Annotated in this window: 17 protein-coding genes; 6 read left to right on the forward strand and 11 right to left on the reverse strand. The window is 63.4% G+C overall.

Translation table 11 applies throughout. The annotated features are described in order from the left end of the window. Positions 1 to 46: 46 nt before the first annotated feature. Positions 47 to 1,450: an aminoacyl-tRNA deacylase and HDOD domain-containing protein gene (locus tag ACK2SD_RS23890; RefSeq protein ID WP_317871782.1), complete on the forward strand. Its 1,404-nt coding sequence runs from the start codon at positions 47 to 49 to the stop codon at positions 1,448 to 1,450. Between the two features lie 15 nt (positions 1,451 to 1,465). Here ACK2SD_RS23890 and ACK2SD_RS23895 read toward each other — a convergent pair whose 3' ends face one another. From ACK2SD_RS23895 to rubA, 4 genes are all read right to left on the reverse strand, one after another. Next, complete coding sequence (locus ACK2SD_RS23895; protein WP_029612272.1) at positions 1,466 to 1,840, reverse strand: hypothetical protein; 375 nt, start codon at positions 1,838 to 1,840, stop codon at positions 1,466 to 1,468. A gap of 144 nt (positions 1,841 to 1,984) precedes the next feature. Then, positions 1,985 to 2,293: an HU family DNA-binding protein gene (locus ACK2SD_RS23900; RefSeq protein ID WP_029612270.1), complete on the reverse strand. Its 309-nt coding sequence runs from the start codon at positions 2,291 to 2,293 to the stop codon at positions 1,985 to 1,987. Between the two features lie 188 nt (positions 2,294 to 2,481). After that, complete coding sequence (locus tag ACK2SD_RS23905) at positions 2,482 to 3,630, reverse strand: NAD(P)/FAD-dependent oxidoreductase (protein WP_412461002.1); 1,149 nt, start codon at positions 3,628 to 3,630, stop codon at positions 2,482 to 2,484. A 30-nt stretch (positions 3,631 to 3,660) separates the two neighbouring features. Next, entirely contained in the window at positions 3,661 to 3,828 is a 168-nt protein-coding gene (rubA, locus tag ACK2SD_RS23910; RefSeq protein ID WP_029612269.1) for a rubredoxin RubA, read from the reverse strand. A 175-nt stretch (positions 3,829 to 4,003) separates the two neighbouring features. On the opposite strand from rubA, the gene ACK2SD_RS23915 reads away from it, so the two are divergent. The 5 genes from ACK2SD_RS23915 to ACK2SD_RS23935 all read left to right on the forward strand — a co-directional run bounded on the left by ACK2SD_RS23915 (position 4,004) and on the right by ACK2SD_RS23935 (position 9,252). Then, on the forward strand, positions 4,004 to 4,561 hold the full coding sequence (locus tag ACK2SD_RS23915) for a chorismate--pyruvate lyase family protein (protein WP_412461003.1): 558 nt from the start codon (positions 4,004 to 4,006) through the stop codon (positions 4,559 to 4,561). Further along, positions 4,561 to 5,451, forward strand: a complete 891-nt coding sequence (ubiA, locus tag ACK2SD_RS23920) for a 4-hydroxybenzoate octaprenyltransferase (RefSeq protein ID WP_039582431.1) — start codon at positions 4,561 to 4,563, stop codon at positions 5,449 to 5,451. The genes ACK2SD_RS23915 and ubiA overlap by 1 nt, the downstream gene beginning before the upstream one ends. 230 nt (positions 5,452 to 5,681) lie before the next feature. Beyond that, positions 5,682 to 6,371 (forward strand): phosphate regulon transcriptional regulator PhoB, encoded by a 690-nt coding sequence (phoB, locus tag ACK2SD_RS23925; protein ID WP_003253341.1) that lies wholly within the window; start codon positions 5,682 to 5,684, stop codon positions 6,369 to 6,371. Positions 6,372 to 6,476: 105 nt separating this feature from the next. Next, entirely contained in the window at positions 6,477 to 7,784 is a 1,308-nt protein-coding gene (gene phoR / locus ACK2SD_RS23930; RefSeq protein WP_039582429.1) for a phosphate regulon sensor histidine kinase PhoR, read from the forward strand. 127 nt (positions 7,785 to 7,911) lie between these two features. Further along, entirely contained in the window at positions 7,912 to 9,252 is a 1,341-nt protein-coding gene (locus tag ACK2SD_RS23935) for a hemolysin family protein (protein ID WP_412461004.1), read from the forward strand. 34 nt (positions 9,253 to 9,286) lie between these two features. Here the strand turns inward: ACK2SD_RS23935 and ACK2SD_RS23940 are convergent, their stop codons facing one another. From ACK2SD_RS23940 to ACK2SD_RS23970, 7 genes are all read right to left on the reverse strand, one after another. Beyond that, positions 9,287 to 10,195, reverse strand: a complete 909-nt coding sequence (locus tag ACK2SD_RS23940) for a response regulator (protein ID WP_029612261.1) — start codon at positions 10,193 to 10,195, stop codon at positions 9,287 to 9,289. Positions 10,196 to 10,357: 162 nt separating this feature from the next. Continuing rightward, on the reverse strand, positions 10,358 to 11,128 hold the full coding sequence (phoU, locus tag ACK2SD_RS23945; protein WP_039582427.1) for a phosphate signaling complex protein PhoU: 771 nt from the start codon (positions 11,126 to 11,128) through the stop codon (positions 10,358 to 10,360). A 122-nt stretch (positions 11,129 to 11,250) separates the two neighbouring features. Further along, positions 11,251 to 12,084 (reverse strand): phosphate ABC transporter ATP-binding protein PstB, encoded by an 834-nt coding sequence (gene pstB / locus ACK2SD_RS23950; protein WP_039582425.1) that lies wholly within the window; start codon positions 12,082 to 12,084, stop codon positions 11,251 to 11,253. A 90-nt stretch (positions 12,085 to 12,174) separates the two neighbouring features. Further along, positions 12,175 to 13,845, reverse strand: a complete 1,671-nt coding sequence (pstA, locus tag ACK2SD_RS23955) for a phosphate ABC transporter permease PstA (protein WP_295483303.1) — start codon at positions 13,843 to 13,845, stop codon at positions 12,175 to 12,177. A 17-nt stretch (positions 13,846 to 13,862) separates the two neighbouring features. Further along, a complete protein-coding gene (locus tag ACK2SD_RS23960; RefSeq protein WP_116887307.1) occupies positions 13,863 to 16,151 on the reverse strand; it encodes an ABC transporter permease subunit in 2,289 nt (762 codons plus the stop codon). A gap of 143 nt (positions 16,152 to 16,294) precedes the next feature. Beyond that, a complete protein-coding gene (locus tag ACK2SD_RS23965; RefSeq protein ID WP_029612258.1) occupies positions 16,295 to 17,275 on the reverse strand; it encodes a phosphate ABC transporter substrate-binding protein PstS in 981 nt (326 codons plus the stop codon). A gap of 138 nt (positions 17,276 to 17,413) precedes the next feature. Further along, positions 17,414 to 18,703 carry an MFS transporter gene (locus ACK2SD_RS23970; protein ID WP_295483299.1) on the reverse strand — a complete coding sequence of 430 codons (1,290 nt, stop codon included), beginning with the start codon at positions 18,701 to 18,703 and terminating at the stop codon, positions 17,414 to 17,416. Between the last annotated feature and the right edge of the window lie 314 nt (positions 18,704 to 19,017).

Below are 19,017 nucleotides of genomic sequence, written 5' to 3' on the forward strand. Positions count from 1 at the left end.
GATGGTTATACTTCGCATTTGAAAAAGACACATTGGAAAACAGACCATGACTGAAGTGGCCCTGGATACCGCACACCCGCACGCCCCGCCGGTCATCCGGCTGCTGCTGGAAAAACTTGGCATCGGCTACCGCGAGGTGCCGGAGCACCCACACCTGCCTGCCAGTTCGCGTGTCCAGGCGATCCTGCTGGACGATGAAGTCGGCGCACTCATGGTGCTATTCGCACAGAGCCAACTGCTCGACCTCAAGCGTCTCGAAGAGCTCACCGGCCGCACGCTGACCGCGGTCCCGGTGGAGCGCCTGAGGAAGATGCTCGACAAGCATTCGCTCAAGGCCCTGCCTGGGCTGCCCGCGCTGACCAGTTCCCCCTGTCTGTACGATGAGCGGCTATTGAGCGCCGATGCGCTGCTGATCCAGTCGGGAGAAACCGGTCTGCTGCTGGAAATTGCCCGAGACGATTTCAAGCGCATGCTGAGCAAGGCCAGTGCCGGCAGCTTCGGTGTGGAAGTCGAGGGCATCCGCCGCAACCTCGACCGTCCGCACGACGACACCCGCGAGATCTCCCATGCGGTTCAGGCCTTCACCGCCCGACGCATCCAGCAACGCCTCGAACAGACCATCGAGATCCCGCCGCTGGCCGACACCGCGCAAAAGATCATCAAGCTGCGCGTCGACCCCAATGCCAGCCTCGACGACATCACTGGCGTGGTGGAAACCGATCCGGCGCTGGCCGCTCAGGTGGTCAGTTGGGCCGCCTCGCCCTACTACGCTTCACCGGGCAAGATCCGCTCGGTGGAAGATGCCATCGTGCGGGTGCTGGGCTTCGATCTGGTGATCAACCTGGCGTTGGGTCTGGCCTTGGGCAAAACCCTGAGCCTGCCCAAGGACAATCCGCAGCAGGCCACCCCGTATTGGCAGCAATCGATCTACACCGCCGCGGTGATCGAAGGCCTGACCCGCGCGATGCCACGTACCGAGCGTCCAGAGGCGGGGCTTACCTACCTGGCCGGGCTGCTGCACAACTTCGGTTACCTGCTGCTGGCCCACGTGTTCCCACCGCACTTCTCGCTGATTTGTCGCCATCTGGAGGTCAACCCGCACCTCTATCACAGCTACGTCGAACAGCACCTGCTGGGCATCAGCCGCGAGCAGATCGGCGCCTGGCTGATGAAGCTGTGGGACATGCCGGACGAGCTGTCCACGGCGCTGCGCTTCCAGCACGATCCAAGCTATGAAGGGGACTATTCGGCCTATCCCAACCTGGTGTGCCTGGCCACTTCGCTGCTGCGCTCGCGGGGCATCGGCGCAGGGCCGCAGGAGGAGATTCCCGAGGCGCTGCTCGAACGCCTGGGGCTGACACGCAACAAGGCCGAGGAGGTGGTCAGCAAGGTGCTGGAGGCCGAAGCACTGCTGCGCGAACTGGCCTCGCAATTCCACACCCCTCACTGACCGTGCGCGACCGCCTCACGCCTTCTTGCGCGGCTTGAGGTACTTCATCAGGCCCTGGAACCAGATCACCAGGGCCGGGTTGCCCTTGATCTGGATGCTCTTGTCCTGAATGCCCTGCATGAAGGCCAGTTGCTTGTTGCTCGCCTGCAAGGTGGCGAAGCCGAACGCCGCATCCTTGAAGGCGATGGCGAAGGCGGGATCAGGATGCAGGCCGCCCTTGCTGCTGATGCGCTCGCCACTGACCTTGAAGTGCCGCGCCACCTTGCCGTCCAGCGTCTGCATCTGGAACACCAGGTCCTTGCCGCGAAGCTGTTGCTGAAACGCCGGATTGTTGCGGCTGGCCCGGGCCATCAGCAGCCCCATGGCCCAGAGCAGAAAGCGAAACTTCATCAGGGTGCCTCGATGGAAAAGTGACCGAAGCGCGGATTCTAGCTTTTTATCGAACCGATTACGCCAGTGCACACAGGGGTGTTTGTGCCAAATACGACGGGCGCCAATAGGCGCCCGTCTGGATGACACTGGAATGTCTGTCGGTTACTTGGCTTTCTTCGCCGGTTTAGCCGGCTTGCCGGAGGTCATGACGGTGTCACGCAGGTTCTTACCCGGTTTGAACGCTACGGTATTGCTGGCCTTGATCTTGACCGGTTGTCCAGTCTGCGGGTTCTTGCCAGTGCGCGCACCACGATGACGTTTTTCGAAGGTACCGAAACCAACCAACGTGACGGTATCTTTGTCGAGCGCGCCAGTGATGCTGTCGAGAATCGCGTTCAGGACCTGATTGGCCTTGTCCTTGGTCAAGTCGGTCTTTTCAGCGATGACGGCGGCGAGTTCTGGTTTACGCATAGTGAAGCCTCTTAGACGGGATTTTTTGTTGTTATGCCGTACTGCCTGCGAATGCAGCGCTCAAGGCGCCACAGGCTCTAGTCTGCGGCAGACGCCAGTGAGGATGGCATGCAGGCCGGGTGCGCGCCAGTATCTGCGCGGCCATTGTCGCGTCTAGAACACGACGCAAATGACACTCCGGACGCCATTCACGCCAACAGCGGTGGCAGCTGTCGATTCAAGGCCAGTTTTTCCATGACCGCCGTGCCCGTGAGCGCATAGCCGAGCAGCTCGCCTTCAGCGCTGTGGCACAGCACTTTCAGGTCGTTGCCCTGCCCTTCGATACGCCACGTCCCCTCTCGCCCCAGTGGCGGGGGCGAAACCACCAGCGGGCATGCTGGCGTCTTCACCGTCACCGGCATCGGCCCGTAAGTCACGCCCGTGGGATTGCCGGCAAGCGTCTGCGCCAAGGCGCGGGCGCAGGTCATCAAGGGCATGACGTAGAGCAGGTTGAGACCGTCGACCTCGGCGCAGTCGCCCAGGGCAAAGATGTTGGCGTGGGATGTGCGTAACTGGCGATCCACAACCACGCCTCGATTGACCAGCAGCCCAGCCGCCGCCGCCAGATCGGTGCGAGGCCGCAGGCCCACGGCGGATACCACCAGGTCGCAGGCAATCACGCTGCCATCGGACAGCTGCGCCTGCAAACCCTCGTCGACACGCTGCAGTCGCGTCAGCATCGGTCCGAGATGAAAGCGCACGCCCAACTGCTCCAGGCCAGCCTGCACTGCATGCGCGGCGGCGGGGTGCAGCAGCGTCGGCATCAGTTGCTCGCACGGCGCGACCACATCGCACTGGTAGCCACCCAAGGTGAGGTCGTTGGCAAACTCACAGCCAATCAACCCCGCGCCGAGCACCAGGACGCGCCGCTTGCCGACAGCCGCGGCGCGAAAGCGGGCGTAATCCTCCAGGTCGTTGATCGGAAAAATGTGCTGCCCACCATCGCCTTCTACCGGTACCTGTACCGTCTGTGCGCCCCAGGCCAGCACCAGGTCGCGATAGGCCACAGCCTCCTCGCCGATCCACAGGCGCTTGTGGCCGGGGTCGATACCGCTGATACGCGTATGGGTGCGGATCTCGGCGTTGAGCTGCTCGGCCATCGCGCCGGGCTCTGCCATGCACAGCTCGTCGGCGCCTTTTTGCTTGGCGAAGCCGGTGGACAGCATCGGTTTGGAATAGGAACGCCCGTCGTCGGCGGTGATCAGCAGCAGCGGCGTTTCGCTGTCGAGCTTGCGAAACTCTCGGGCCAGGTTGTAGCCCGCAAGGCCGGTGCCGATGATCACTACAGGTGACGTCATGTCGGGGTTCCTCTCTGAAAGGGTCTTCGATCAGCCGATGGCGATCATTTCGAAGTCGCTCTTGCCTACGCCACAGTCCGGGCACAGCCAGTCGTCTGGCACGTCTTCCCAACGGGTGCCGGGCGCGATGCCGTCGTCCGGCCAGCCCTCGGCTTCGTCATAGATCAGGCCACAGACGATGCATTGCCACTTCTTCATTGGTGATCCTCGGTCAGGCGTCGTGTTGCGTCGGGTGACGGCTGCGCGGGCAGGCCCGCACTGCACTCACCGCGCAATTCATGGGGGCTTTTTACTGGCCCGGCGGGCAGGATGCAAGCCTACCGGGCAATCATGCTAAGCTCGCCGCCTCTCTGGATGTAGCAAGCATACCGACGTGCCGTACGAATCCCCGCAAGCAGCCGCTGTCGCGTGGCTGTCGTATTCACAGCTGGCGAGCGAGCTCGACCCGCGCACCCGCGACTGGTTGTTCGACGAGGGCTCCCTGACCCGCCGCCTGACACGCCTGTCCGACGATCACTTCTGCGTGACGCCCCTGAGCGAAGGCTGGCAGCCGCTGCGTGCCGACGAATGCCAGGCACTGAGCCTGGAGCCCGGCGCCCAGGGTTGGGTCCGCGAGGTGTTCCTGCGCGGCCACGATCAGCCCTGGGTGTTCGCCCGCAGCGTCGCCAGCCGTGCAGCGCTGGAGCGTGGTGGCCTGGATCTGGAAACGCTGGGCAGCCGCTCGCTGGGCGAGCTGCTGTTCTGCGACCAGGCGTTCGTTCGCCAGCCCATCGAAGTGTGCCGCTATCCCGAAGCCTGGCTGCCCGCGCCCAGCGCCAGCGCCGGGCTGTGGGGGCGACGCTCGCGCTTCTCTCGCGACGGCCTCGACCTGCTGGTCGCCGAGGTCTTCCTGCCGGCACTGTGGCAGGCTGAGCAAGAGGTGTCGTCCTGATGTACCTGAACCTGCTCAAATCGCTGAACCGTCTGCATCCCCGGGCCTGGGACTTCGTGCAGCTCAGTCGCCTGGATCGCCCCATCGGCATCTACCTGCTGCTGTGGCCCACGCTGTCGGCGGTGTGGATCGCTGGCAACGGCTCACCGACGCTGGCCAATGTGCTGATCTTCGGCCTGGGCGTAGCGCTGATGCGAGCGGCGGGCTGCGCGATCAACGATTTCGCCGACCGCAAGGTGGACGGTCACGTCAAACGCACTGCCGATCGCCCTCTGGCCAGCGGTCGGGTGAAACCGCGCGAAGCGGTCCTGCTGTTCGCCGTGCTGACCGGTATCAGTTTCCTGCTGGTGCTGTGCACCAACGCCAGCACCGTGTGGCTGTCCTTCGGTGGCGCAGCGCTGGCCTTCTGCTACCCGTTCATGAAGCGCTACACCTACTACCCGCAGGTGGTCCTGGGTGCGGCGTATTCCTGGGGCATTCCCATGGCCTTCACGGCGGCCGGCGTCGATGTGCCTGCCGCCGCCTGGTTGCTGTACATCGCCAACCTGCTGTGGACGGTGGCGTTCGACACCTATTACGCCATGGTCGATCGCGACGACGACCTGAAGATCGGCGTGAAGTCCACCGCGATCCTGTTCGGTGACGCCGACCGGGTGATCATTCTCACGCTGCAGGTGTTGTCACTGGGCTGTCTGCTGCTGGCCGGCAGCCGCTTCGCGCTCGGAGGGTGGTTCCACCTGGGGCTGTTGGCGGCGCTGGCCTGTTTCGCCTGGGAGTTCTGGTCGACCCGCACACGGCAGCGCGATGCCTGCTTCAAGGCGTTTCTGCACAATCACTGGGCGGGGCTGTTGATCTTCATCGGCGTGGTGCTGGATTACGCACTGCGCTGAACGTCTGGCCGGCGCAGGCACCGGCCTGCGCCGCAATCGCCAGTGGGCTGCCGCCCCGACAAGCCGTATTCCATCCCCTCCCGCACCGGATTTTCAGTGGTGCCGCCGCCACGCCGCGAAGCCCCTCCGTTCATGCAATGTCGCCAGAATGGCCAACGCCCTGTCACACAGCTGCAATAATTCCGTTATCTAATGCGGGCCAAGACACCATAGATGGGAGAGGTTTGAGCATGGTTGGCAGGAACATTCTGATCGTCGACGACGAAGCGCCTATTCGCGAGATGATCGCCGTTGCGTTGGAAATGGCCGGCTACGACTGCCTCGAAGCGGAGAACTCCCAGCAGGCCCATGCCATCATCGTCGACCGCAAGCCGGACCTGATCCTGCTCGACTGGATGCTGCCCGGCACCTCCGGCATCGAGCTGGCGCGCCGCCTCAAGCGCGACGAACTGACGGGCGATATCCCGATCATCATGCTCACCGCCAAAGGCGAAGAGGACAACAAGATCCAGGGCCTGGAAGTCGGTGCCGACGACTACATCACCAAACCCTTCTCGCCCCGCGAACTGGTGGCCCGCCTGAAAGCCGTGCTGCGCCGCACCGGCCCGAGCGACAGCGAGGCGCCCATCGAAGTCGGCGGCCTGCTGCTCGACCCGATCAGCCACCGCGTGACCATCGACGGCAAACCCGCCGAAATGGGCCCGACCGAATACCGGCTGCTGCAATTCTTCATGACCCACCAGGAACGCGCCTACACCCGCGGCCAACTGCTCGATCAGGTCTGGGGCGGCAACGTCTATGTGGAAGAGCGGACCGTCGACGTGCACATCCGTCGCCTGCGCAAGGCGCTGGGTGAAGCCTACGAAAATCTGGTACAAACCGTACGCGGCACCGGCTACCGCTTCTCCACCAAGAGCTGAAAAGCGAAGCGCCAAGCCCATAAATGGACGTGAATGCACCACCGATCCGCCTCTACTTGCAGCTCGCCGCTCGCAACTAGCCGCTGGATCCGAAGGATCCCCTAATTGAACCAGAACTGGCATGCGACCCTGATTCGTCATCTGCTGTTGCTGATCACCGTCTGCCTGGTCGGTGGCCTGGCCAGCGGCGAGTACGGCTGGAGCCTGGCCATCGGCCTGGCGCTGTACCTGGGCTGGACCCTCAAGCAACTGCTGCGCCTGCACGACTGGCTGCGCAACCATCAGCCCGACGAGGCACCGCCCGACGGCTACGGGCTGTGGGGCGAAGTGTTCGACAGCATCTATCACCTGCAACGCCGCGATCAGCGCGTGCGCGGCCGTCTGCAAGCGGTGATCGACCGGGTGCAGGAGTCCACCGCAGCCCTGCGCGATGCGGTGATCATGCTCGACAGCGACGGCAACCTGGAGTGGTGGAACCGCGCCGCCGAGACCCTGCTCGGCTTCAAGACCCCTCAGGACGGCGGACAACCGGTGACCAACCTGGTGCGCCATCCACGCTTCAAGGAGTACTTCGAAGCGGAGAACTACGTCGAACCGCTGGAAATCCCCTCGCCCATCAACGACCGTCTGCGCGTGCAACTGAACATCACCCGCTATGGCAACAACGAGCACCTGATGCTGGTGCGCGACGTCACCCGTATCCATCTGCTCGAACAGATGCGCAAGGATTTCGTCGCCAACGTTTCCCACGAGCTACGTACCCCCCTGACTGTGATCACCGGCTACCTGGAGACCCTGCTGGATAACGTCGAGGATGTGAATCCGCGCTGGGCCCGCGCCCTGCAGCAGATGAGCCAGCAAGGCTCGCGCATGCAGACGTTGCTCAACGACCTGCTGCTGCTGGCCAAGCTCGAAGCCACCGACTACCCCTCCGACAACCAGCCGGTGGCCGTGGACACGCTGTTGCAGTCGATCAAGGGCGACGCCCAGGCGCTGTCAGGCCCCAAGCGTCAGCACATCACCTTGGAGGCGGCGCCCGGGGTGCGCCTTAAGGGCAGCGAATCGGAGCTGCGCAGCGCCTTCTCCAACCTGGTGTTCAACGCCGTGAAGTACACCGGGGAAGACGGCAACATCCGTATTCGCTGGTGGGCCGACGAGCAAGGTGCGCACTTGAGCGTGCAGGACTCTGGCGTGGGCATCGACGCCAAGCACCTGCCACGCCTGACCGAACGCTTCTACCGCGTCGACTCCAGCCGCGCGTCCAATACCGGTGGCACCGGCCTGGGCCTGGCGATCGTCAAGCACGTGCTGATGCGCCATCGCGGCAAGCTGGAGATCAGCAGCGTGCCCGGTCACGGCAGCACCTTCACCTGTCACTTCGCCCCGGCACAATTGGTCGGCGCCAGCCGCTGACGCTCGGCAATGACATCAGTCCCCTTTGCTTTTGCGGCACCAGCCGCTACATTGGATCCCCTGTGCCAGCTTGAGCTGGCACTTTTTTTCTCCCCCTATCGAAGACGGACCCCGTAAAAACTCCATCATGGACCCTTCCCCTGGTTTCAACCTCGCGTCACTGTTCGCCGATTTCGGCATGATCCTTTTTGCCCTGTTCCTGGTTGTGCTCAACGGCTTCTTCGTTGCCGCCGAGTTCGCCATGGTCAAGCTGCGCGCGACTCGCGTCGAGTCCATCGCCGAACTGCACGGCTGGCGCGGCAGCATCCTGCGCAAGGTGCACAATCAACTCGATGCCTACCTGTCGGCCTGCCAGCTGGGTATCACCCTGGCCTCCCTGGGCCTGGGCTGGGTCGGTGAGCCGGCGTTCGCCCACCTGCTCGAACCGCTGCTGGCCTACCTGGGCGTCGACAGCCCGGAGCTGATCAAGGGCGTGTCGTTCTTCATCGCCTTCTTCGTCATCTCCTACCTGCACATCGTGGTCGGCGAGCTGGCGCCCAAGTCCTGGGCGATCCGCAAGCCTGAACTGCTGTCGCTGTGGACGGCGGTACCGCTGTACCTGTTCTACTGGCTGATGTACCCGGCCATCTACCTGCTCAACGCCAGCGCCAACACCATCTTGCGCATCGCCGGCCAGGGCGAGCCCGGGCCGCACCACGAGCACCACTACAGCCGCGAGGAACTGAAGCTGATCCTGCACTCCAGCCGTGGCCAGGATCCGAGCGACCAAGGCATGCGCGTGCTCGCTTCGGCAGTGGAAATGGGCGAACTGGAGGTGGTCGACTGGGCCAACTCGCGCGAAGACATGGTGGTAATCGACGCCAAGGCGCCGCTCAAGACCATCCTGGCGATGCTGCGACGCCACAAGTTCAGCCGCTACCCGGTGTACGACGCCGAGCGCGAGGAGTTCACCGGGCTGCTGCACATCAAGGACCTGCTGCTGGAGTTGGCCGAGCTCGGCCACCTGCCCGAGCGCATCGACCTGGAAGAGCTGGCACGCCCTCTGGAACGCGTCTCACGGCACATGCCGCTGTCGCAGTTGCTGGAGCAGTTCCGCAAGGGCGGCGCGCACTTCGTGCTGGTCGAAGAAGCCGATGGCAAGGTGATCGGCTACCTGACCATGGAAGACGTGCTGGAAGTGCTGGTCGGCGATATCCAGGACGAACACCGCAAGGCCGAGCGCGGCATCCTCGCCTACCAACCGGGCAAGCTGCTGGTGCGTGGCGACACGCCGCTGTTCAAGGTCGAACGCCTGCTGGGCGTCGACCTCGATCATATCGAGGCCGAGACCCTCGCCGGATTGGTCTACGAATCGCTCAAGCGCGTGCCTGAGGAAGAGGAAGTGCTGGAAGTCGAGGGCCTGCGGATCATCATCAAGAAGATGAAAGGCCCGAAGATCGTGCTGTCCAAAGTGGTCAAACTGGACTGAAACACCGCTCCTGTCGTGGGAGCGGCCGGACGGATCAGGCGCCGGGAATGAAGTGCTTCTGCGCGGTGCCGCGAGCGATCAGCCGCGACAGGTAGTCGAGCTTCTGTGCATCTTGATCGACGAACTTGAACGTCAACTGCAACCAGTCGCTCTCGGGCTTGGGCTCGAGCGCGGCGACGGCGTGCAGGTAGCCGTTCAGACGCGCCACCTCAGCGTTCTCGCCCTGCTCCAGATCGAGCACTGCGCCCTCGAGCACCTGCGGTAGCACCGCGCTGCGACGCACCACCAGCAGGGCTTCCTTCAGGCTCAGCGCCTTGATCACACAAGGTTGGTTGCCGCTGGACAGGCGCAACTGGCCCTGGCCACGTCCACTCGGCGCTGCGGCAGCAGCGGCGGCGGCGCTCTGCGGGGCCGGCGCATTGATCAGCGGTTTGGCCGCTGCGGATGGCGCTGCCGCGACCTTGGCCGCCTCAGGCTTGCCGCCGGTGAGGGCGCTCAGCGAATCGTTGGCGAATGCCGAATTCACCCGCGCAGGCCCCGCCGACATCAGTCCTTCGAGCTTGCCGATGCGCTGCAGCGACTTTTTCACCTTGGTCAGCAGTTGCTCATTGGTGAACGGCTTGCCGACGAAGTCGGAGACGCCGGCCTGGATGGCCTGGATCACGTTCTCCTTGTCGCCACGGCTGGTCACCATGATGAATTGCATGGCTTTCATCTCAGGCTGCTGGCGGCACCAGGCTAGCAGTTCGAGGCCGGACATTTCCGGCATCTCCCAGTCGCACAGGACCAGGTCGAAGCGTTCCTTGGTCAGCATGGCCATAGCTTTACGGCCATTGACCGCGTCTTCGATGACCATGCCGGGGAAGGCATTGCGCAGGCACTTTCTTACCAGATCGCGGATGAACGGCGCATCGTCCACGACCAGCACATTGACTTTACTCATCGATACTCCTCTTGAATCCCGACTAGCTTACCGCCGAATGATGGCAATTTGCCAAAGCACTGTTCACGCCGGGACGTTTCAAGACAGTTCGCGGGTACCTGCAGCATCTGCCACCAACGAAAACGCCCGGCTTGGGCCGGGCGTCGATGCACGGGGGCAATACTATTTATCGTCAGATTGCCCCGGAACATTAGCCTTTTCCAGCGCTGCCAACGGGTCGCCTTCAACCTCGGCTTTCATGCGCTTGAGGCCCATGTGGCGTACATCGGTACCGCGCACCAGGTAGATCACCAATTCCGAGATATTGCGCGCGTGGTCGCCGATGCGCTCCAAGGAGCGCAGTGCCCAGATCACGCTGAGAACCCGCGAGATCGAGCGTGGATCTTCCATCATGTAGGTGACCAGCTCACGCAGGGCGGTCTTGTATTCGCGGTCGATGGTCTTGTCGTACTGCGCCACCGACAACGCCAGGTCAGCGTCGAAGCGGGCGAAGGCGTCCAGCGCGTCGCGCACCATGTTGCGCACCTGATCGCCAATGTGCCGCACCTCCACGTAGCCACGCGGCGACTCGCCTTCCTCACACAATTGAATAGCGCGTCGGGCGATCTTGGTCGACTCGTCGCCGATGCGTTCCAGGTCGATCACCGACTTGGAGATGCTGATGATCAGACGCAGGTCGGACGCCGCCGGCTGACGCCGGGCGAGGATGCGCACGCACTCTTCGTCGATGTTGCGCTCCATCTGGTTGATCTGTTCATCGACCTCACGCACCTGCTGGGCAAGCCCCGAATCGGCTTCGATCAGCGCAGTCACGGCGTCGTTGACCTGCTTCTCGACCAAGCCGCCCATCGCCAGCAGATGGCTGCGCACCTCTTCGAGCTCAGCATTGAACTGCTGGGAAATGTGATGGGTGAGGCTGTCTTTGTTGATCATGCGTTCGCTCCGCGAAGTTGCTGGCTGCAAGCTTCAAGTAGTTCCTGTGGTTCCCTGACGCCGCGCTAGCTGCCTTGACTTGTGGCTTGCAGCTCAAAGCGTGCAGCTGCGCCCAAGGGCGCTTAGCCATAGCGGCCGGTAATGTAGTCTTCGGTCTGCTTCTTGGCCGGGTTGGTGAACAGCGTATCGGTGTCACCGAACTCGATCAGCTTGCCCATGTACATGAACGCGGTGTAGTCCGAAACCCGTGCGGCCTGCTGCATGTTGTGGGTGACGATGACGATGGTGTACTTGGACTTGAGCTCGTAGATCAGCTCTTCGACCTTCAGCGTGGAGATCGGGTCCAGCGCCGAGCAGGGTTCGTCGAGCAACAGCACTTCCGGCTCCACGGCGATGGTCCGGGCGATCACCAGACGCTGCTGCTGGCCACCGGACAGGCCCAGCGCCGACTCGTGCAGGCGGTCCTTGACCTCATCCCACAGCGCCGCGCCCCTGAGCGCCCACTCCACCGCTTCGTCCAGCACGCGCTTCTTGTTGATGCCCTGGATGCGCAGGCCGTAGACCACGTTCTCGTAGATGGTCTTGGGGAACGGGTTGGGCTTCTGGAACACCATGCCCACTCGGCGACGCAGTTCGGCCACGTCCTCGCCCTTGCGGTAGATGTTGTGGCCGTAGAGGTTGATGGCGCCTTCGACGCGGCAACCGTCCACCAAGTCGTTCATGCGGTTGAAGGTGCGCAGCAGGGTCGACTTGCCGCAACCGGACGGGCCGATGAAGGCAGTGACACGCTGCTTGGGAATGTTCATCTGCACATCGAACAGCGCCTGTTTGTCACCGTAGAACAGCGACAGACCCGGCACTTCGATGGCCACGGTTTCTTCGGCCAGGCGCAGGCTCTGCTTGTTGCGCCCCAGGGCCGACATGTCGATGCCGTGGTTATGAGTATCGTGTTGCATGGTCGTACTCCGGTTTTTTAGCTGCGAGCGTTGAGCTGCACGCTGCAAATAGGGGCCTGCGTCGAATCGGCTTGCCGCTTGCGGGCGGGATCAGCTGTCGAGTGCCTTGTATTTCTCGCGCAGGTGGTTGCGGATCCATACCGCCGACAGGTTGAGGGTCGCGATGACCAGCACCAGCAACAGGGCGGTGGCGTACACCAGCGGCCGCGCGGCCTCGACGTTGGGGCTCTGGAAGCCGACATCGTAGATATGGAAGCCCAGGTGCATGATCTTCTGGTCCAGGTGCAGGTAAGGGTAGTTGCCATCCACCGGCAGCGACGGCGCCAGCTTCACCACACCCACCAGCATCAGCGGCGCCACTTCGCCGGCGGCGCGGGCCACGGCGAGGATCATGCCGGTCATCATCGCCGGGCTGGCCATCGGCAGCACGATCTTCCACAAGGTCTCGGCCTTGGTCGCACCGAGTGCCAATGAACCTTCGCGCACGGTACGTGGAATGCGCGCCAGCCCCTCTTCGGTGGCGACGATCACCACCGGCACGGCCAGCAGCGCCAGCGTCAGCGAGGCCCACAGCAGGCCCGGCGTGCCCAGGGTCGGCGCCGGCAGCGATTCGGGGAAGAACAGGCGGTCGATGGAGCCACCGAGCACGTAGACGAAGAAGCCCAGGCCAAACACGCCATAGACGATCGCCGGCACCCCTGCCAGGTTGTTCACAGCGATACGGATCAGGCGAGTGACCGGCCCCTGCCGGGCATACTCGCGCAAGTAAACGGCCGCCAGCACGCCAAATGGCGTGACGATCACCGCCATGATCAAGGTCATCATCACCGTGCCGAAGATGGCCGGGAAGATCCCCCCTTCGGTGTTGGCCTCACGCGGGTCGTCGCTGAGGAATTCCCAGACCTTGCTGAAATAAGCACCCAGCTTGGCCAGAGTCGACATGTTGTTGGGCTGGATGGCATGCACCACCTTGCTCAAGTTGATCTCGACCTGTCGGCCGCTGCCGTCGCGAGCCACCAGGCTGTCACGGGCGAAGGCCTGGTGCAGCTCGGTCAGGCGCTCTTCGATGGTCTTGTAACGACTGGTCAGCTCGGCGCGCTCGGCCTCGATATCGGCCTGGGCTGCCGCGTCCAGCTTGCCCTGCAATTCCAGCTTGCGGCTGTGCAGGCGCAGGCGTTCCAGTCCATGGTTGATCGACCCGATGTCCTTTTTTTCCAGGCTGACAAGCTGGTCGTTGAGCGCGTCGGCGCGCTTGAGTCGCGCCTGCAGTTCGTTCCAGGCGCTGGGGCCGGAAGCGACCACACGGCCCTGCTCCTTGACGCTCACCAGGTAGCCATAGAAGTTGCCCCACTCGCGGCGCTCCAGGGCCATTAGGTCGGTCGGCCGGCGTTGGTCCACCAGCCAGTCGCCGACCAGCCAGGTGAAGTCGCTGCCGTTGAGGTCGCGGTTACCCACCTTGACCAGCTCGCGGGTCATGAACTCCGGGCCATTCTCGGGCACCGGCAAGCCGGCATCCTTCAGGCGCACACGAGGGACTTCTTCCTTCTGCACCACTTCGCCAACAATCACCACGTCGGCCTGCCCGGGCACCTTGTAGGTGGCCTGGATCAGATCGGCCGGCCAGAAGTGGCCCAGGCCACGTACGGCGATCACGGCGAGCAGGCCCAGGGTCATGATCACCGCCATGGCCACCGCGCCACCGCTGATCCATACGCCGGGCGCACCGCTCTTGAACCAGCCTTTGAGGGAATCCTGTTTCACGGATCTCTACCTTTCTATCAAAGCGACGAGTATTTCTTGCGCAGACGCTGGCGAATCAGCTCGGCCAAGGTGTTCATCACGAACGTGAACAGCAGCAGCACGAGGGCGGCAAGGAACAGCACACGGTAGTGGCTGCCACCGACTTCCGATTCGGGCATTTCCACCGCCACGTTGGCGGCCAGGGTGCGCATGCCGTCGAACAGGTTCAGCTCCATCACCGGGGTGTTGCCGGTGGCCATCAGCACGATCATGGTCTCGCCCACTGCCCGGCCCATGCCGATCATCAGCGCCGAGAAGATGCCGGGGCTGGCGGTCAGGATGACCACGCGGGTCAGCGTTTGCCAAGGTGTCGCGCCCAGGGCCAGCGAGCCCAGGGTGAGGCTGCGCGGCACGCTGAACACAGCGTCCTCGGCAATGGAATAGATGTTGGGGATGACGGCAAAGCCCATGGCGATCCCCACCACCAGGGCGTTGCGCTGGTCGTAGTTGAGCTTGAGCTCTTCGCGGATCCACAGGCGCATGTCGCCGCCGAAGAAGGCGCTTTCCACCGCCGGGCTCAGGTGCAGTGCGAGCCAGCCGATCGCCAGGATCACCGGGATCAGAATCGCCGCCTCCCAGCCGTCCGGCACGCGCAGGCGGATCGATTCGGGCAGGCGACTCCAGGCGAAGCCGGTGACCAAGATGCCGATGGGCAGGATCAGCAACAAGCTGAATACGCCCGGCAGATGGCCTTCCAGATACGGGGCCAGGAACAGGCCGGCGAAGAAGCCGAGAATCACCGTCGGCATCGCCTCCATCAGCTCGATCACCGGCTTGACCTTGCGGCGCATGCCCGGCGCCATGAAGTAGGCGGTGTAGATGGCAGCGGCGATGGCCAGCGGCGCGGCCAGGATCATCGCGTAGAACGCTGCCTTGAGCGTGCCGAAGGTCAGCGGCGACAGGCTCAGCTTAGGCTCGAAGTCGGTGTTGGAAGCCGTGGACTGCCAGACGTATTTCGGCGCGTCGTAGTTCTCGTACCACACCTTGCCCCACAGCGCGCTGAAGGACACCTCCGGGTGCGGGTTGCGCAGGCTCAGCGGCAGCAGTTTGCCCCCTTGCTCGATCATGATGCGGTTGGCCCGCGGCGACAGCGCCAGCAGCCCGGCGCCCTCGGCCACCGGCTCCACCAGCAAGGTGCGGTGCGCGGTGCTATGGAACACGCCGAGCTTGCCGTCGCTGTCCAGGGCGATGAAGCCCTTGCGCCGCTCTTCGGCATCGATCTGCACGATCGGCGCCTTGCCCAGCTGGAAGCTGCGGATCAGCTTCAGGCGCGACTCGCCATCCGGGTCACGGGCCATGAACCACTGGCTCAGGCCGCCCTTGGAGTCGCCGAGGATCAGCGAAATGCCACCGACCAGCTGACCGCTGGCAGTGATGGCGGCGTTGCCATCGTCGAGCAGGGTGTAGCGGCCGTTCAGGCTCTTGTCGCGCAGGCTGAAGACGTCCGCCGTGGCCCGCCCGTTGATCACGTACAGCCACTGCTGACGAGGGTCGATGAAGAGGTTCTTCACCGTCTCGGTCATCTGCGGCAGCACGATGCGGGTCTGCTCATGGGTGACCTCGCCGGTCATCATGTTCTCGCTGCTCGACAGCGACAGCACCTGCAACTGCGCACCGGTCGAACCGGCCAACAACAGGGTGTCGCCGTTGCGGTTCAGGGTGACGTGCTCCAGCGCGCGACCCTGCTCGTCGAGCAGGATCGGCTCCTGACCATACGGATAGTCGATATCGGGGGTGATGGTCTTCTTGTTGTCCGGGTAGGTGATCTTGTAGCTGTGATGGAACACCAGCGCGCGGCCGTCCGACAGGCCCAGTACCATCAGCGCGCTGCCCGGCTGGTCGCTGCCGATCGAACTGACGCTGGCGCCGGCCGGGACCGGCAACTCGACGCGCTTGAGCTCGGCACCCGTACGGCTATCGAAGAACAGCGCCTGGCCGTTATCGGACACCCGCATGCCCACCAGATTCTGCTCTTCGAGGGCAAGCGCGAGCGGCTTGCCGGCATCCTGCTGCAGCCAGGCAGGCTGCAAGGCTGGCTTGCGGGTCAGCTCGGCGCCCTGGAACAGCGGCAACACCACGTAGGCCAGGTAGAAGAAGATCAGGGTGATGGCGGCCAGCACGGCGAGCCCGCCCACCAGCACGTACCAACGGGTCAGGCGGTCCTTCAACGCGCGCAGACGGCGTTTGCGTTGCAGCTCGGGCGTATTGAAATCAATGCGCACGGGAGGGGAATTGGGGGTCATCGCAGAATTGGCCAGATCGTTCATGGGCACACCCTAGTGGCACCGTATTACAGAAACATGACAACACAATGACGCAAAAAAGCCCGCCGCTCAGGTATCTGGCGCCGGACTGAAAAGGCGGTGGAAACGATCGGCGGCTGAAGACCGATCGCTTCCGGGTCATCGTCTTACTTGTGGGCCAGGCCCAGGTCGTTCAGGGTCTTCTCGACGACTTTGGCCGGCAGCGGGATGTAGCCATCCTTCACCACCACCTGCTGGCCGGCCTGGGACAGCACCAGCTTGACGAACTCGGCTTCCAGCGGTGCCAGCGGCTTGTTCGGCGCCTTGTTCACGTACACATAGAGGAAGCGCGACAGCGGATACTTGCCGTTCAGGGCGTTCTCTTCGGTGTCTTCGATGAACTCGCTGCTGCCTTTCTTGGCCAGGGCAACGGTCTTCACGCTGGCGGTTTTGTAGCCGATGCCCGAGTAACCGATGCTGTTCAGCGAGGAACTGATCGACTGCACCACCGACGCCGAGCCGGGCTGTTCGTTGACGTTAGGCTTGAAGTCGCCTTTGCACAGCGCCTCTTCCTTGAAGTAGCCATAGGTGCCGGACACCGAGTTGCGCCCGAACAGCTGGATGGGCTTGCTGGCCAGGTCGCCGGTCACGCCCACGTCGCCCCAGGTCTTGACCTCGGTCTTGCCACCGCACAGGCGGGTGGAAGAGAAAATGGCATCGACCTGTTCCATGGTCAGGTGCTGGATCGGGTTGTCCTTGTGCACGAACACGGCCAAGGCATCGACAGCGACCGGAATGGCGGTCGGCTTGTAACCGTACTTCTGCTCGAAGGCCTGCAGCTCGACGTCCTTCATCTTGCGGCTCATCGGGCCGAGGTTGGCGGTGCCCTCGGTCAGCGCAGGTGGTGCGGTGGACGAGCCAGCAGCCTGGATCTGGATGTTGACGTTCGGATATTCCTTCTTGTAGGCCTCGGCCCACAGAGTCATCAGGTTCGCGAGGGTATCGGAACCGACGCTGGAGAGGTTGCCCGACACACCCGTGGTCTTGGTGTAGGTCGGGATAGCAGGATCGACAGCGGCGACCGCGGTGGCGGCTGCGACGCCAGCGGCGGCAAAGGTGAGGGCCGCCATCAAACGCTTCAATTTCATGCCTTACTCCTAGCAGGAATGGGGGGTGTCGGATGGAACGGGGCCCAGTATCGGCACGCCGCATGAACACGATATGACCTAATTGTGACAAATGGATGAAAGGCCATCATTGCGAAGGCCCTTCATCATGTCGGGTCGTCAGCGTTTTCGTGCGAGCAGGTACAGCCCTACCCCCAAGCCCACCGCACACAGCCCCGCCACATAGTAGGCCGGCGCCATGGGGCTGACTTTGAGCAGCCCGGTCACCACCATGGGCGTGAGGCCGCCGAAGATGGCGTAGGCAACGTTGTAGGAGAACGACAGCCCACTGAACCGCACCGCTGCCGGGAACGCCTTGACCATCACGTAGGGCACCGCGCCGACCAGGCCGACGAACAGACCGGTGACGGCATACAGCGGAAACAGCAGGTCCGGGCGCGTCGGCAGGCTGTGGTAGAAGACCCAGGACGAGGCCAGCAGCCCCAGGCTGCCGAGCACGAACACCCGCCCGGCGCCGAAGCGATCCGCCAGACTACCCGCACCGATGCAACCCAGGCTGAGCAGAACGATGGCCACGCTGTTGGCCTTGAGCGAATCGGTGGGGCTGATGTGGTACAGGCTCTGCAGCAATGCCGGGGTCATCAGGATCACCACCACGATGCCCGCCGACAGCAGCCAGGTCAGCAACATCGACAGAACGATCGCGCCCTGGTGATCGCGCAGGACCGCACGCAGTGGCAGTTCCTCGGCCAAGGCCTTGCGCTGCTGCATTTCGGCGAACACCGGGGTTTCATGCAGCCAACGCCGCAGGTACACCGCGAACAGGCCGAACACGCCGCCGAGCAGGAAAGGAATACGCCAGGCGTAGTCGGCCACTTGCTCTGGGGTGTACAGGGTGTTGATCAGGGTGGCCACCAGCGAGCCCAGCAAGATGCCCGCCGTCAGCCCCGCCGTGAGCGTGCCGCAGGCATAGCCGGTATTGCGCTCGGGCACGTGCTCGGAGACGAACACCCAAGCCCCCGGCACTTCGCCACCAATCGCTGCGCCCTGCACCACGCGCATCAGCAGCAGCAGGATAGGTGCCCACAGGCCGATCTGCGCATAGGTCGGCAACAGGCCCATGATCAGCGTCGGCAGCGCCATCATGAAGATGCTCAAGGTGAACATCTTCTTGCGCCCGAGCAGGTCCCCGAAGTGGGCCATGACGATGCCGCCCAGTGGCCGTGCCAGATAGCCCGCAGCGAAGATGCCGAAGGTCTGCATCAGGCGCAGCCATTCGGGCATGTCGGCGGGGAAGAACAGTTTGCCGACCACCGTGGCGAAGAACACGAAAATGATGAAGTCATAGAACTCCAACGCGCCGCCCAGCGCCGACAGCGAAAGGGTCTTGTAGTCGCTGCGGGTCAGCGGCCGGGAAGGCTGTTCGAGGGGGTTGGGCACGGCGGTCATGGAGATTCTCTTTTATAGGACAGGCCGCTTGTGGCGCGGCTGCTGGTGCGGGAAGGGCGAAGATAGCAAATTGCTAAGCGCTGCTCATAGCGATACAAAAACCCTACAGTTATTCACCATTGCGCTGTCGTCGCTGGCCAATCCCGTCTATATACTCGCCCGTTGTAGGAAAAGGTTGGCTACGATGTGGGACGTTGTGCGAAAACGCCGGTCACACTGGACAGACGGTTCCTCAACGTTTTCCTTTGGCCGCCGCCGGCAGCCAGATCAGCGTAGTATGTTTCGCGCTGAATCGTTTTCAGGGCGTCCACCAC

This window comes from Pseudomonas sp. SC11, assembly GCF_047039205.1.
Taxonomy (GTDB): domain Bacteria; phylum Pseudomonadota; class Gammaproteobacteria; order Pseudomonadales; family Pseudomonadaceae; genus Aquipseudomonas; species Aquipseudomonas boreofloridensis.